This window comes from Pedobacter namyangjuensis (assembly GCF_003313325.1).
Classification (GTDB): Bacteria; Bacteroidota; Bacteroidia; order Sphingobacteriales; family Sphingobacteriaceae; genus Pedobacter; species Pedobacter namyangjuensis.
In genome coordinates, this window is record NZ_QMHQ01000002.1 from 592,714 (window position 1) to 609,216 (window position 16,503).

The 16,503-nt window shown below is 36.1% G+C and carries 12 protein-coding genes; 5 read left to right on the plus strand and 7 right to left on the minus strand.

The features are described 5' to 3' along the window. Positions 1–66: 66 nt before the first annotated feature. From DUT69_RS09735 to DUT69_RS09745, 3 genes are all read left to right on the plus strand, one after another. Entirely contained in the window at positions 67–846 is a 780-nt protein-coding gene (locus DUT69_RS09735) for an SAM hydrolase/SAM-dependent halogenase family protein (RefSeq protein WP_113653034.1), read from the plus strand. A gap of 70 nt (positions 847–916) precedes the next feature. Continuing rightward, positions 917–1,201 (plus strand): putative quinol monooxygenase, encoded by a 285-nt coding sequence (locus DUT69_RS09740; protein ID WP_113653035.1) that lies wholly within the window; start codon positions 917–919, stop codon positions 1,199–1,201. Positions 1,202–1,213: 12 nt separating this feature from the next. Then, positions 1,214–1,741 carry a hypothetical protein gene (locus DUT69_RS09745; RefSeq protein ID WP_113653036.1) on the plus strand — a complete coding sequence of 176 codons (528 nt, stop codon included), beginning with the start codon at positions 1,214–1,216 and terminating at the stop codon, positions 1,739–1,741. Positions 1,742–1,940: 199 nt separating this feature from the next. On the opposite strand, the gene DUT69_RS09750 is transcribed toward DUT69_RS09745, so the two are convergent. The 6 genes from DUT69_RS09750 to rpsO all read right to left on the minus strand — a co-directional run bounded on the left by DUT69_RS09750 (position 1,941) and on the right by rpsO (position 10,215). After that, positions 1,941–2,894, minus strand: a complete 954-nt coding sequence (locus DUT69_RS09750; protein WP_205314246.1) for a D-2-hydroxyacid dehydrogenase — start codon at positions 2,892–2,894, stop codon at positions 1,941–1,943. Between the two features lie 51 nt (positions 2,895–2,945). Continuing rightward, on the minus strand, positions 2,946–4,016 hold the full coding sequence (gene serC, locus DUT69_RS09755; protein WP_113653037.1) for a 3-phosphoserine/phosphohydroxythreonine transaminase: 1,071 nt from the start codon (positions 4,014–4,016) through the stop codon (positions 2,946–2,948). Between the two features lie 46 nt (positions 4,017–4,062). Continuing rightward, the gene (locus tag DUT69_RS09760) at positions 4,063–6,504 is read right to left on the minus strand and encodes a TonB-dependent receptor (RefSeq protein ID WP_113653038.1); all 2,442 of its coding nucleotides are present in this window, start codon (positions 6,502–6,504) and stop codon (positions 4,063–4,065) included. Positions 6,505–6,512: 8 nt separating this feature from the next. Beyond that, positions 6,513–7,184, minus strand: coding sequence for a ribulose-phosphate 3-epimerase (rpe, locus tag DUT69_RS09765; RefSeq protein ID WP_113653039.1), 672 nt, complete (start codon positions 7,182–7,184; stop codon positions 6,513–6,515). Positions 7,185–7,676: 492 nt separating this feature from the next. After that, on the minus strand, positions 7,677–9,812 hold the full coding sequence (pnp, locus tag DUT69_RS09770) for a polyribonucleotide nucleotidyltransferase (RefSeq protein ID WP_113653040.1): 2,136 nt from the start codon (positions 9,810–9,812) through the stop codon (positions 7,677–7,679). Positions 9,813–9,930: 118 nt separating this feature from the next. Further along, positions 9,931–10,215, minus strand: a complete 285-nt coding sequence (rpsO, locus tag DUT69_RS09775) for a 30S ribosomal protein S15 (RefSeq protein ID WP_113653041.1) — start codon at positions 10,213–10,215, stop codon at positions 9,931–9,933. Between the two features lie 446 nt (positions 10,216–10,661). Here rpsO and DUT69_RS09785 point away from each other — a divergent pair, with 446 nt between their 5' ends. Together DUT69_RS09785 and DUT69_RS09790 are read left to right on the plus strand one after the other, a co-directional pair. Beyond that, positions 10,662–11,990: a paraquat-inducible protein A gene (locus tag DUT69_RS09785; protein ID WP_113653043.1), complete on the plus strand. Its 1,329-nt coding sequence runs from the start codon at positions 10,662–10,664 to the stop codon at positions 11,988–11,990. A gap of 43 nt (positions 11,991–12,033) precedes the next feature. Then, a complete protein-coding gene (locus tag DUT69_RS09790) occupies positions 12,034–13,371 on the plus strand; it encodes a paraquat-inducible protein A (protein WP_113653044.1) in 1,338 nt (445 codons plus the stop codon). A gap of 30 nt (positions 13,372–13,401) precedes the next feature. Here the strand turns inward: DUT69_RS09790 and DUT69_RS09795 are convergent, their stop codons facing one another. Then, positions 13,402–16,467, minus strand: a complete 3,066-nt coding sequence (locus tag DUT69_RS09795) for a beta-L-arabinofuranosidase domain-containing protein (protein ID WP_113653045.1) — start codon at positions 16,465–16,467, stop codon at positions 13,402–13,404. Positions 16,468–16,503: the final 36 nt, after the last annotated feature.

Below are 16,503 nucleotides of genomic sequence, written 5' to 3' on the forward strand. Positions count from 1 at the left end.
TTAAAAATTGAATATTTGTAGGCGATTTGCCTATACACAAGAATAAGAATAAATATTGAATTTTTAATGGCTATAATAACATTAACAACAGACCTAGGTACTAAAGATTTTTATCAGGCTGCTTTAAAAGGCAGTATCCTGACAATCTTGCCTAGTGCTAATATTGTAGACATTACTCACGAAGTTCCATCTTATAATATTTCTTACGCGGCTTTTGTTCTAAAAAACGCCTATCCGTATTTTCCTAAGAATACTGTACACTTAATTGGTATTGATTCTGTTTTTAATGAGAATACAAAATACGTTGCCCTTCGTTACAAAGACCACTTTTTTGTCGGTGCCGACAATGGAATTTTTTCGCTTCTTTTTGACGAAAAACCAGATGAGTTGGTAGAACTAAACATTATGCAAGACTTGAAATATCTGCATTTTCCGTTGGTGGATATTTTTGTAAAAGCAGCCATACATTTAGCAAAAGGTGGCAAATTAAAAGACATTGGTTTACCTACAGAAGATATTGAGCAAAGAATGCTTTTACATCCTGTAATTGAGAGAGATATAATTAGAGGTAGCGTAATTTATATTGATACTTTCTGCAACGTAATTACTAATATCACAAAAGATCTTTTCACCAAAATTCAGCGCAACCGCGACTTTACTTTGTACTTTAGAAAGAGCGAAACTATTACTCAGTTGAGCTGGCATTATAACGAGGTTCCAGAGGGGGAAAAGCTATGTTTGTTTGGTATTAGTAACCATTTAGAAATTGCCATAAACAAAGGCAAAGCAAGTGGATTATTGGGACTGCACTTGAACGATATTGTTAGAGTTGAATTCCATCCATAGATAAAAATTAGATAACGATTCAACCAAAGTCTCTTAACGATTATCTTACTATTTATTTTTTAGGAAAATTATGCTTACACGTATTGTTAAAATGCAATTCGAAAGTGCTTTTACTGAAGATTTCAAAATCATATTTAAAGAAGTAAAACCACTCATTGCAAACTTTGAAGGCTGCTTAGGTGTTAAATTATTGCAACACGAGACTGCAAGCGATATATTTTTCACCATTAGTTATTGGGAAAATGCAATGGCTTTGGAAAAATATAGAAACTCTGCATTATTTACAAACACTTGGCTAAAAGTTAAGATAAATTTTGCCAGCAAGGCTGAAGCGTGGAGCCTAATTGAACAGTAACAATTTCATAAAATGATAAAAAAAATTGCTCTTTTCTGCTTGCTATCCAGCTATATAGTTGCTCTTGCGCAAGATAGTACAAGTTATGAATTACAACGTGCCAAGGTTAATCAGCTCTTGGCAAATAGAAGTGCCAAGTTTGGGCAATATGACGAAAGCCTAAATTCAAAAACCGGGATTTTCGGCTTACAGACCAAAAAAGACATCAGAAATTCTAACGAGATATTAAGGGAAATAGCAATAACCGACAATGATATTTTTACGGAACTAAAGGTATTAATGGATTATAAGGATTTGCAGGTAGAACAGGTTAAAAGCACGGTAAACAATAATGCTGAACGAATTGAGAATTACAGAAAAACGATTAAAGAACTTCAGCAGCAAAATGAATTATTAACGAAAGCCAGTGACAATGCTGATAACAAGCAGGGTATTTTAATCTTTTTACTTTCGCTTTCTTTAATTGCTAGTGCGATTTTAGGCTACTTATTTTACCGCAAACACCAAACACTTAAATCGTATGAAAAAACAAGCATTTAAATTATTGGTGAAATTAAATAATTTGATTTTGCCGAGCTACTACAAACAAGATCCTATGAAATTATCTACCCTACAGAAAGCTGTTTTGGGTTTTAGGTATTGGGCGCTTACAAATTCTTTAAAATGAGCCGAAATAAAAAAGCCTAAAGCTTAATACACCGTTAAGGCTACAAATGCTTTAGGCTTTATATTGTTATAGCTAAGCTCTGTTAAAATGATCGATGATCAAGTTTGCCAACTCCGTGCCAATACGCTCTTGCGCTTCGTTTGTAGAAGCTCCAATATGCGGCGTAAGTGAAATTTTTGGATGATCTAAAATTGCCTGCAGTGGCGTAGGCTCGTTATCAAAAACATCTAAACCAGCAAAAGATACCTTTCCAGAATTTAAAGCTTCTATTAAAGCCAATTCATCTATTGTACCACCGCGTGAGCAGTTTACAATACCTACGCCCGGCTTCATTGCATCAAACTCATCCTTACCTAAAATAGGTTTATCCGCAAATGGTGTATGCAAAGAAATAAAATCACTCTGTGCAATTACTTCTGCTAAACTAACCGTAGTAACAGGAATATCTACTTTTATACCACCCTGAAGATTTAGCGTAATATTACCACTAAACGGATGTAAATCATAAGCTAAAACATTCATGCCTAAACCAAGTGCTACACTTGCCGTTTCGCGACCAATTCTGCCAAATCCAATTATACCAATGGTTTTGCCACGTAGCTCTACCCCTTTTGCATAGGCTTTTTTAAGGTCGTTGAATTTGGTATTACCTTCTAAAGGCATTTTTCTGTTAGCGTCCTGCAAAAAACGAATTCCGGTAAATAGATGAGAGAAAACTAGCTCGGCCACAGAAAGCGATGAAGCAGCCGGTGTATTAACCACATTTATACCTTTGCCACGAGCGTATTCAACATCAATATTATCCATACCAACACCACCGCGACCAATTAATTTAATATTTGGACAAGCATCAATTAATGCAGCTCTTAATTTTGTAGCACTACGAACTGTAATTGCATCGTAGTTCAATAATGCTTCTGCCAATTGTTCTTGCGGAATAGTTTGCGTATCAACTTGAAAACCCGCATCTTCCAGTAACTGCTTCCCTATTGGATCTATGCCATCATTGGCAAGTATTTTTATCATAACCTTTAAAAGTCTTCGTAAGAAATATTTATTTTATTTGAGATTAAAAAACTAATTGTTTTTGTTTTTCTCTTCAAATTCCTGCATTAAATCTATTAATGCATGCACGCTTGTTATTGGCAAAGCATTATACATCGATGCTCTAAAACCACCTACGCTCCTATGTCCTTTTAAACCTTCGAAACCTCGGTCGTCAGCAAATTTTGCAAATGGTTTTTCTAATTCTGGATTCTCCATCACAAAACAAACATTCATTCTTGAGCGATCTTCTACAGCACAAGTACCTTTAAACAAAGGATTTCTGTCTATCTCCCTGTACAAAGCATCGGCTTTTGCCTTATTTTCCTTCTCAATTTCGGCTACACCACCTTTAGATTTTAGCCAGTTTAAGTTTAACATAGCGGTATAAATAGAGAAAACGGGCGGTGTGTTATACATAGAATCGTTATCCTTATAAGAATTATAATCTAACATAGAGGGAATTGCACGACCTGTTTTGCCTAAAATTTCATCCTTAACTATAACAATGGTTAATCCGGCAGGGCCGATATTTTTTTGAGCACCGGCATAAATCAAATCGAATTTAGAAACATCAATTACACGGCTCATAATATCTGAAGACATATCGCAAACTACGGGCACTTTTGTTACCGGGACTTCAAATAATTCTGTACCATAAATGGTGTTATTTGAAGTATAATGAAAATATGCGCTATCTTCTGGAATAGAAAAATCTTTAGGGATATAGGTAAAGTTTGCTTCTTTTGATGATGCTACAACATCGGCTTTGCCAAAAAATTTAACTTCTTTAATAGCTTTGTTAGCCCAAACACCAGTTTCTAAATAAGCTGCTGTTTTTCCCTCAGGCAACAAGTTCATTGGCACCATTGCAAACTGCAAACTTGCGCCCCCTTGCAAAAATAAAACGGAATAACCAGATGGTACGTTTAACAGTTCTTTTACCAATTTATTGGCTTCAGCCATCACTTCCTCAAACTCTGGGCTACGATGCGAAATTTCTAAAATTGATAATCCGTCTTTAAAATCTAAAACAGCTCTAGACGCTTGTTTAAACACTTCCTGTGGTAAAATACAGGGTCCTGCACCAAAATTATGTCTCATGTATATTAAGTTTTTATAAGTGTAAATCTAACACTTTGTACTTAATTTACGGGCGGTTTTTAAACTTTAATATTAATTTGAAATTAAATTGACGCCCTGTTAAATAGTTGGGAATTGCATAATGCACGTTATCTACGTCTTTAAGCCACAAGTAAGAAACCGTATTGTTTATGTTAAGTAAATTGAATACTTCAAAATAAGTTGTAAAAGAGCTAAAATATTTATCTAAAAACTTGGGCTTTCTTAACGCTGCATCGTCTAAAAAATCCTTTGAGAATCCAATATCGACCCTTTTGTAGGCGGGGATTTGAAAATCGTCGCTGTACGTTTCGTTTAAGGGTGCTCCTATTGGCAACCTAGAACCGTAAAGCATATTTAGGTGCACTTTGTAGGTTGGGCTTTTTAGCAACCTATCCTGAAAAAATACCGAGAAATTTACACGTTGATCTGTTGGCCGCTTTAAGTAACCTGGATAAATGGTTTCTATTTGCCCAAGGCTATTCTTTCTTTGATAAGAGTCGTTTCTAATATCCTGATCGGCATGCATAAATGAGATACGAAAATAGGATACCAGATCCTTAACGAACTCGCCACCAATACTAAAGTCCGCTCCTACAGTTCTACCTTTTGCAGATTCGTTGGCTAAATATTTTATCCTAACGTTATCAACAACGTAAGGGATAAGTCGATCAGCATATTTAAAGTATGCCTCAGAAGTAAACTTTAACCTTGTGCCAAGACCGTCGAAAGCGTAATCCAAACCACCACTAACATTATAAGAGCGCTGTGCCTTTTGTTTTAAATTCAGTAATCCATCATAAGCCCTAATACTCCTGTAACTTGGCGCTTGCTGGTAAATCCCGGCTGTAAATCGAATAATTTTATTATTACTTGATGGTCTGTAAGCCAGCAATAGCCTCGGGCTAATCAACAACTGATCAGATAAACTACTGTAGCTACCACGAACGCCTAATTGTAAGTCGGCGTAATCAGTTAAGGCGTAACTGTCTTGTATAAATGCAGAATAATTAAAAAAATTAACCTCATTATTTACCTTTATAGTTTGCTCTAAGTTAAATTTTTTACCTTCGTAAGGCAAAATATATCCGGCAGAATCTGTTAAATGATACTCGTTGAGCTGATCTGTAAACCTTTGGTTTTCTATCCTTGCACCCCATGAAAACACGTGGTTTTCGTAATTTTGGTCAGTCTTAACTTCCGAACTAATTATTTGAGAATTTAAGCTGTTGCGAGCATAATTCAAGTAAGTACCTAATCCCCTATTTATGCGAACCGGGCTTAAACCAACAGAGTTGAAACCTGTTTCTAGTTCATCAAAAACATACCGTCCTTCAATATCAAAACGCTCTCTTTCCCTCGTATTAAAATAACTATTGATCCATTTAACCACCAAATTAGACTGCGGGCTAAAGGTTGCTGTTATGGCCCCTCCAAAAGTTCTGTAACTATCTATTTCCTGCCCGTTGTAATCTATATTTAAACGAAGCTGGGTATTAAGTGTACCGAACTGCGTTTCTCTATCCTCGGGAATCAACTTAAATTCGCCAACATTTAAATTTCCGAGTGCGCTTAGCGAGAACTTTTCTGAAACGTTATACTGATAAAGAAATTGCGCATCGCCAAAGTTAGGCCTGTAATTTCCTTTATTATCTTGTCGATTTAAAACCGTAGCATTATTTTTATAGCGTAAACCTGTTAATAAAAAGCTTTTATCTGACACATTTTTAGTACTAAGAGAAACGCCCATTAAGCCTGCAGTAAGTAAGGTGTGGTTGCTGTCGGGCCTATCGTATCTAACGTCTAATACAGACGATAGCTTATCTCCATAACGAGACTCAAAGCCACCGGCAGAAAACTTTGCCCTAGTAACCAAATCGCTATTGATGAAACTGAGACCTTCTTGTTGCCCATTACGTATTAAAACGGGTCTGCTTATCTCAACATCGTTAATGTAAACCAAGTTTTCATCAAAGTTACCTCCCCTAACGCTGTATTGAGAGCTAAGTTCGTTGTTTGTAGAAACGCCCGGAAGTGTTTTTAACATCGATTCGAAATTGCCAGAAACCGAAGGCCTGGAAATAAGGTCGGAAATGTTAATGGTGCTGGTATTACTTAACTGGTTTTGTTTATTGGTAACTGTAACTTGCTCTAATTCGTTAATATCTGGAACGAGAGAAATATCCCGAACAATTCTACCAGCTACATTTTCGTTAACAATTAAAAGTATCGGTTTGTAACCTAACAGATTATATTTTAAAGTAAAATGAGTGGTTTTTGAATAGATCGTATAGTCACCATTCTCATCGGTTACAGTAGATTCTTGCTGACCTAAAACAGCAACTGTTACTTGTTGAAGTGGAAAAGATTTTTGATCGAGTATTTTGCCTGTAACTCTAACCAATGGTTGTGCAATTACCGAAGCAATGCACAGCACAACGAATAAAAGCAACAGGTATACTTTTCGCATTCAAGAAATTAGCTATTTAATAATTTGGCATCAATTTTTTTCATTGAGGATATCATGTCTGGCGGACTTTGCGCTCCAAAAATTGCATTTCCTGCTACAAAAGCACTGGCACCTGCATGAATTAAACTCGCTAAATTTGCCGTACTCACGCCACCGTCAACTTCGATAATCAAATCAGGATTAACATGTAAAGCCATTTGCTTTAAGGTAGCAATTTTGTTTAGCGATTGCGGAATAAACTGTTGTCCGCCAAAGCCCGGATTTACAGACATGATTAAAACCATATCCAAATCAACCAAAATATCTTTTAATAATTCTACTGGTGTATGAGGGTTTAAAGCTACGCTTGCCTTGCATCCGTTCGCTTTTATAAGTTGAATAGTTCTGTGCAAATGTGTGCATGCTTCATAATGAACTGTAATTATGGCAGCTCCATTCTTTGCAAATTCTTCAATGTATTGATCTGGATTTATGATCATTAAATGCACATCTAAAGGCTTTTTTGCATATTGCCTAACCGCCTTTAAAACCGGAAAGCCGAACGAAATATTTGGAACGAAAACACCATCCATTACATCAATATGAAACCAATCAGCTTCGCTATTATTAATCATTTCAATATCGCGTTGCAGATTGGCAAAATCGGCAGAAAGTATGGATGGGGCTATAATGTGTTTCATTTTTTACTAATTTATTATCGTATCGTTATTATGAGGCACGAAGCAATCTTACAAAAATAGTAAGGTGCTTTAGATCGCTTCGTGCATCGCAATAACTCGACTTCTTAGAAAGGCAAGTTACAAAACTAGTAGGGAACTTTGTAGTAGCAGGCTTAAAATTTTAGCATTGCCTTATTTTTATAAACTGGATTGCAGCGACATCCTTTATTAATTGTTTTTTAGCGTAGCGGACATTAATAAAGATATAGCGGAAAGCCAGACTAACGGAAAATTTGTTTACTAAAATTGCTTTTCAAGAAAATAAGTTAATACAAGTATTTTCGTCATTGTCAGCTTTAATGCAATCGTAATGTTATTAATTATCATTATTTGCGTTACGAATCCCACCTTTTCGGTGGAATGAAGAAAAGGAAAATAAAAAACCCTTCCAGCAAAAACTGAAAGGGTTTTAAAAATTAGCTAATTGTCACATTAGTGACCTAGCGAATTGGATTATGCTTGTGGAGCTGCAGGTTTTTCTGGTCTTGGCAACAAAACTTTACGAGAAAGTTTCATTTTGCCTTGTTTATCTACATCCAACAATTTAACTTCTATTTTATCGCCTTCTTTTAAAACGCCATCCATAGTTTCTAAACGCTCCCAAGAAATCTCAGAAATGTGCAGCAAACCATCTTTACCTGGCATAATTTCTACAAAAGCACCAAAAGGCATAATTGATTTTACCTTACCTTGGTAAGTAGCACCAATTTCTGGTTTAGCGGCAATTGCACTAATACGTGCAACAGCAGCATCAATTGCAGCTTTGTTATCAGCAAAAATTTCAACGATACCTTTATTGCCAACTTCTTCAATTGAAATTGAAGCACCAGTTTCACGTTGCATTTCTTGAATAATTTTACCGCCTGGGCCTATTACAGCACCGATAAATTCTTTATCAATAGTTAATGAAACGATACGTGGAGCATGTGGTTTCATATCTGCATTAGGCTCAGCGATTGTTTTCTTCATCTCGCCTAAGATATGTAAACGACCTTCTTTAGCTTGTAATAATGCTTTAGTTAATACTTCGTAAGATAAACCATTGATTTTTAAGTCCATTTGACAAGCAACAATACCTTTTTCAGTACCAGTTACTTTAAAGTCCATATCACCTAAATGATCTTCATCACCCAAAATATCAGAAAGAATAGCATATTTACCAGTTTTCTCATCAGTAATTAAACCCATTGCTATACCAGAAACCGGCGCTTTGATTTTAATACCTGCATCCATTAATGCTAAAGTAGCCGCACAAACAGTTGCCATTGATGATGAACCGTTAGATTCTAAAATATCAGAAACGATACGAATGGTATAAGGATTATCTGCTCCTTCTGGTAATACTTTCTTTAACGAACGTTGTGCTAAAGCACCGTGACCAATCTCTCTACGTCCAGCACCTCTGTTAGGTCTAACTTCGCCAGTTGAGAAACCAGGGAAATTATAGTGCAATAAGAATTTGTTATAACCATTAATAAAAGCACCATCAATCATTTGCTCATCATCTTTACTACCTAGAGTAACCGACGTTAAAGATTGGGTTTCGCCACGCGTAAATACTGCCGATCCGTGTGCTGCAGGTAAATAACCAACTTCACTCCAAATTGGGCGTATTTCTGTAGTCTTACGACCATCTAAACGAATACCTTCATCTAATAAAAGATTTCTAATTGCATCGTACTGCACATCATGGTAATAATGTTTAGCCATTGCTTTAGTTAAATCTTCAGTTTCTGCTGGCATAGCCTCAAAAAACTCGTTAATGATGTTGGTAAAACCAACTTTACGCTCGTCTTTATTAGAACCAGATTTAGCTACAGCATAAACTTTATCGTAAGTTGCAGCATAAACTTGTTGTTTTAAAATTTCGCTATGGTCTTCGTGGTTATATTCACGTTTTACAGTTTTACCTGTAGCTTCAGTTAATTCAACTTGAACAGCACATTGAACTTTAATTGCCTCGTGTGCAAATTTTAAAGCTTCAACCATTTCATCTTCTTGAATTTCATCACACTCACCTTCAACCATGCCTATGTCGTTAGCAGAACCAGCAACCATAAACTCTAAAGTTGCACGTTCTAATTCGCTAGCTAATGGGTTAATTACCAATTTGCCATCAATTTTAGCTACACGTACTTCAGATATTGGACCGTTAAAAGGAATATCAGAAACTGATAAAGCCGCAGATGCCGCTAAACCAGCTAAACAATCTGGCATAATATCCTTATCTGCCGAGATTAATGAAATCATTACTTGTGTATCAGAGTGGTAATCTGAAGGGAACATAGGGCGTAACGCTCTATCAACCAAACGAGAAATTAACACTTCATAATCAGATAATCTTGCCTCGCGACGTAAAAATCCTCCAGGAATACGGCCAGTAGCCGCATATTTCTCTTGATAATCAACCGATAAAGGTAAAAAATCAGTACCTGGCTTAGCACCAACAGTAGATACAACCGTTGCTAACAACATCGTATCGCCCATTTTTACTACTACCGAACCATCAGCCTGTTTAGCTAATTTACCAGTTTCAATTTCTACAATTCTTCCATCGCCCAAATCGAACGATTTTTTTATTACATTCATTTAAATAGAATTATGGTGCGTTTTCCTCTTTCTACACACCGTTGTTTATATAGTTTCTTTTTGTTTTGCAATCAAAAAGCCATTCCCTAAAGAATGGCTTTCAGTGATAAACCTGCGCTTATTTTTGTTTAATGATATCACGAAGCGCTAAAGCTTTGATGATAGCACGGTAGCGCTCAATATCTTTTTTGTATAGGTAAGCCAAAATACCGCGGCGTTTACCTACCAATTTTTGAAGTGATAACTGTGTAGAGAAATCTTTACGATTTTTCTTTAAGTGCTCTGTTAAGTGCGCAATACGGTATGTAAATAACGCTACTTGACCTTCTGCAGAACCAGTGTTGGTTGCTACTTCGCCGTGTGTTGTAAAAATTTCGGCTTTCTTTTCTTTACTTAAATACATTCTTGAATGATACTAAAGTTTAATAAATTAATTAATTGAGCGCAAAGATAAGCTAAGTTTATTTCAAAAACAAGTTATCAAATGGTTTGATTGTTAAATTGTTGTGCTATAAATACAACTGGCAATAAAGCAATTAAATTCGAAAAACATCGATGGTAATTTGTGGCAAATTTGGTCCCGCTATACGTTTTATTTCGCTTCGCTTCATGCTCACTCCTATCGGGTTTATTAAACTTAAAACTGTGCAGATAGGTTAAAAAGCCAATGCCGTACCGGCTATTACTAACCAAAGATCGAACTTTTTTAAAACAGCGTTTTGAAGCAAATTAACTAACTAGCAAATCGATTTTTTAAAAATCTAGCACAATTAATTTAATTTAAACCCAGTGTTAAAACAAAGCATCCAATATTAGTGTTATCGAATTTATAAGCTAAATAAAAGCCACGTGTCCGCACCAGAAAATCCAACTCCGCAAAAGGGATCAAGTTTCCCGAAAATTTTACTCATCCTAGGTTTAGGATTGCTGTTATTAGCCGAAGGTTTCTTTGGTTATCGCTTGCACGAGCTTTCTGAAAAGCAAGAGCAATTAAAAACAGACTATTCAGCCATGAATAATATCAGTCTAGGCTTATTCTCTCTCGATCAGTGGCATGACAAAATTGAAGACATCGTTAACAGACAAGTTAAAAACCTTGACATTACTCCTGCACAAAAGAAACAACTACAAAAAGAAATAGAACAGGTAATTCTTGCGCTAATTAACAAAGCAGAAGCAATGGTTACCAAACCAGAAAAAAAATCGATTAGAGGAAAACTAGTAAAATTTGCAGTTAAAAACTTTGTAGACGTAGATACCTTTAAAAAACAAGCGCCAATTTTAGCTAGAGAAATGATTGCGAAATTTGATAATCCACGTGCCAAAAAACAATTAGGTGCGTTGGCTATGGCAAAGCTTGCAGAAGTAGAAGAAACTGATCAAATTGATAGCATTCTAACGGCTAACGCACTTGCCATTAACAAGGTTTATAAAAAATATAATGTTTCATCTATACAGCAGCTAAACAATAAGGTAAAAGAAGAACTAGATAAGGTAACGAAGCAAACTTACACTTATAGTACCGCCATGTTAATTTGCATAGTGGTAGTTTTAAGTTTATGGTGGATTTTGCGCAAACAAAAACCCTTGCATTCTACGCTCTTTATAATGTCTTTACTATTTGCATTTATATTACTAGGCGTTGGGCTTACAGCCTCAATGATTGAAGTAGATGCAAGAATTGGATCTTTGGATTTTGTGCTTCTCGGCGAACATATCACATTTAGAGATCAAGTATTGTTCTTTCAGAGTAAGAGCATATTAGATGTAGTTCTGGTGCTACTTGGTGGTTCTGGTGCAGAGTCAATTTTAGTTGGCGTATTAATTTTAGTGTTTAGTATCCTATTTCCAATTATGAAATTAAGCTCTACCGGCGTTCATCTTTTGGGCAGAAAAAGTTTAGCAGAAAACAAATTCATTAAATATTTCGCTTTTCAGTCTGGTAAATGGAGTATGGCCGACGTAATTGTTATTGCAATTTTGATGGCTTACATAGGACTAAATGGCTTATTGGAAAGCCAACTTAGCAAACTTAACGTGCCTGCAAGTTCGCTCGCTTTAATTTCTACACATAACACCGCATTACAACCAGGCTTTATAATTTTTATCGCTTTTGTGCTTTTCGGACTTACACTTTCTACTATTTTAAAATTTATTAGTCCACACGATTCGCACTAAAGATTTAACTAACACATTTTACAAACCCTATTATATTCACGCCTTGACAACTGCATCAGAAAAACCGAAAGCTAAAAAAGCTACCATCGCCAACATCCTCTTGATAATTGGGTTAGGTGTTTTATTGGCTGCGCAGTGCTACTTCGGCTACCAACTTCATACAATTTCTAAAGCTCAGGAGCAACTAAAAGAAGATTACAGCACGGTAAACAGCATAACTTTTGGGGTGTTCTCGGTAGATTTATGGCGAGATAAACTCTCAACAATTGTTACCAAAAAGATAAAAGATTTTAAGGTTACCAAAGATCAGAAAGCAGATATGCGTGAAAGTATTGAGAAAGAACTACACGCAATGGTAAATCAAATTACTAAAGACTTTACCAAGCCCCAAAAAAGCATTGGCGATAAACTTAAAAAATTTGCCTTTAAACAATTTGTAGACCCTAAAGAACTGCACGCACAAGTTCCATCTTTTGCTAAAACTATTGTAGATAGATTAAATAGCCCAAAAGCTACCAACAAGATAAAAAACATTGCGACATCAAAATTTGAGCAACTTGCTAACGAAACATACGACAGCACCAAAGTTGTTATCAACTCGGCCACTAACCAACTTTTTAGTAAATACGGAGTTAAAGATTTAAAAGCTTACAATAAAAGCATAGAATCTAAATTAGAAGAAAGCAGAAAAATTACTTACAACTATGCTTATGCTATGCTTGCCTGCATGGTTGCAACCATTCTTTTATGGATTGCCTTAAGAAACAAATTACAATTACAAACCACATTATTTATAATGTCATTACTTCAAGCCTTGTCGTTATTAATAACTGGTACAACCGTATCTATTATAGAAGTAGATGCACGTTTAAGCATACTTGAATTTAGTATGATGGGTGAAAAAGTTGTGTTTGATAATCAGGTTTTATTTTACCAAAGCAAAAGCATAGTGGGCATAGCCGATGTACTTATCAAACAGCCAAAACCAGATTCTATTACTGTTGGAATTTTGATCATCCTGTTTGTGATTATACTACCTTTATTAAGAATGGCAGCAAGAGGTTTGCACATGTTATGTAAACCAGCAATTTCAGAAAATAAAGTAATTCGTTATTTGACTTTTGAATCTGGAAAATGGGATATGGCCGATGTTATGGTGGTAGGCATTATAATGACCTATATGGGATTAAACGGAATTTTGGAAAGTCAACTTTCTGGGCTTAATATGAAAGACGACGTAATATATACAAATACCGTTAACCATAGCTCTTTACAAGCCGGCTACATTATTTTTGTAGGTTATGTAGTTTTTGCCAAAACCTTATCTTATTTCTTAAAAAGGATTACCGCAGCGAAATGTGCGGTTAATGATACCTTATAGAATTGATTAACAATTCTATAAGGTTTTTAATTACTTCAACTCTACATCTAAATAAACAGAATGGCGACCGTAACTATCATAAAACGGTTTAAAAACCACATCGTCAATTGTAAACTTTAATTCTTGTGGATTTCCTTTTATAGTTTTACTGATGTCCTCGGCATCTAAAGTTATCTTACGCCACTCTTTTCTTGCCTCAGGTTCTTGCGCTGCAAGCAAAATTGGTCCATAGAATAAACTCGCTACGTTCTGTTGATCCATAACTGGATTTAGGTGAAACTGAAAAGGCATTTTTAATTCTATTACATCTCCATCTTTCCAAGTACGGTTGATGTTTAAGTAGCTACCTGGCGTTGCCGTATAACTTTGTTCCTTACCATTAATTTTTACGATAAAACCCTTTTTTGCCCAACCTGGCACACGCACATTTACATCAAATTTACCACTGCCTTTTATCGTTAACTTGGTATGGTCTTCTTTCGGAAAATTTGTGGTTTGCTCTATTTTTACTTTTCGTTCTTTCCAATCTAACGTTGATGGAATAAACAGGTTTACATAAAGTGCTTTGTTATCTTTGCTTTTAAAGTAAATGGTGTTTTGCAATTTTGTACTGCTTTCTATAGCGGTACCATTACAACAGGTAAAACCAGTCATGTCTGGATTACCAAACTGTTTCATAGCGCCTGGACGCAACGAAACGTGATAAGTATTTGCTGGTGTATTTTCGGCTACCGATGCTAAAATATGGTTGTACAAGCTACGTTCGTAATAATCCATCAGCTCTGCTCGCTGATCGAAAAGAAAAAGATCACTTGTTAATTTAAGCATGTTATAAGTTGCGCAAGTTTCATTTTGTCCGCTCTCAGAGAAACCATTTTCGTACAAGGTACCTGGCTGACCGACAAAACATTCGGCATTTGCAGGATTACGAGCACCTGCTACACCGCCGATACTGTAAGAATAATCGTTAACCGCTTTGTTCCAGAAGTTATCGGCCACTTTATAATATTCTGGTTTGTTAGAAACGCGATACATCTCGATACTACCCACAATCTGCGGAATGTGCTGATTGGCGTGCAGTCCACGGAAAATATCTACGTTTTTTGCCAAACCATGCGAATGGTTGGTATCACCAAAAAACACTCTGGTATTATCAAATAATTGTGCGGTAGCTAGGTGATTTTGTTTGCCGGTAATTCTGTACAACCTTGCAGATGTCTCGTTCATACCTCCATACTCGCCCGCTATGTAGGTATTCCACATTTTTATTAAAGTTTCCTTAGGGAGTTTGCTCAGTCTGGCGTAAACCCATTCGTTCATTCCTTCTGCTATTGCAAGTGCTTTTTTATTGCCTGTAACTTCGTAAACATCTATCAGCCCTGCTAAAATTTTATGCAAAGTATAATATGGCGCCCAAATTTGAGTTTTTTGTCCGCCGTACTTGGCACCATTTTCTAACATGATAAATTGATCTGGCGGATAAGCACTGATAAATCCTTTTCCCCAATTCCAGTAATCGTTACGAATACCAGCTTGACTTAAATCTGAATTATATTCTGTTTTACCTGGTCCAAATGGAACCAAAGCAGGATCAGCAACCGAAATGGCACCTGCTTTTTGTGGTTTACCAGATAACTGGGATAAATCATAAAGCGTATTAACCATTATGTCCATTTTATTGGCGAAATTGGCTTGAAGCACTTTATCGTAACCCGTACCAGCATAGGCCTGTGCAATTGCAGTTAAGTAATGCCCCGTTGCATGGCCTCTTAACTTCGTATCTTCAGTATCCCAAACTCCCAAGGGTTTTGTGCCGGCAGGCTGTTTTTGGCCAAACGCATGGCGAAACATGTACAAAAATGAGTTAGGATCTGTTTTTGCCAAGGTGTTTACAAACTTATTTCTGTTTTCGATGAATTTTGTGTTATGCCCATGTTCATCGGCTTTTAAAGCAACCTGACTTAAATGAAAGGTAGTTAATTTAGAAACCGGAGTAGCAGATTTATTGGAATTTTTAACCGTAACAATCGCCTTTGGCTTAAAATTGGTACCTGCTACACGACCCACCACTGTGTAAGTTCCGGCTTTTAAAACAGCCGTATTGTCTGTTGCTTCTGGCCAAAGCACACGAACTTTTTGATCTTTTATTCCATTCTTATAAGTTCCTTGCAAATAGCTAGGTAACCTTGGCAAATTACCAATTACGGTTTCCACTTTTACATCAGCTACGCTAGTTAAATAAGAATTATAAAGTTGTTGATGATTAGCATCAAACTTTTGGAGATCGTCTTCTCGTTTACCTACATTTACAGCACTTTGATTTGGTGTACCAGTAGCATTGTTGTAAATGCCTGCAACCTGCCTTCTACTTAAGGCAACTCTGTAAATTCTAAAATCGCGAAGTAAAGCATTAAGATTGTTATTTCCTTGAGCGAAAGATTTTCCTATATAGAGTGTATTAGTTTGACCGCCCTGCGCACCAAAAACCGAAGTTAAATCTATTGCCATGTTTTTAGCTTCTCCCGCTGGTTTTCCATCTACATAGGTGATGATTGATTTCGATGCAACATCAATTACCACAGCTACATGTACCCATTTATTTACTTCTAAAGCTGGCGAAATAGCACCGTTTTGGCTAGTTTTATCTTTAGTTATTAATGCTTGAAAACCTGCCTGGTTATTTGTTCCGGTAGGTGTTGCAAAAAAATGCTTTGAGACGTCTTTACCAAAATCGAATAGATATTGGTTAGCTTGATTGGAGCGTAAAAAAATCCATCCAGAAATGCTGATGGTTTCTAAATCAGTCAGTGCTTCTTTTGGGAGCGTAATAAAATCATTAGCTCCGCCATTAAGTGATAAAACTTTACCGAACCTTGTATCGTTTACAAATTTTGCTTGTCCGCCCTGAAATTTAGCATGCAAATTATTTCTGGACCAATCTTTTAATTCGCCATCAAAAATGTATCGGGCAACCATTCCGGTCTCGCCAATTCCATCTAAAATTTGGTCTCCACTTTGTGCTTTAACATTATTAAAAACTGAAATTAAAACTGAAGTTATTAGCGAGATACGCAAGAAAATTTTATAGCATTTCATATATAATCTATTTACATCAATCGTATTTTATGCTAA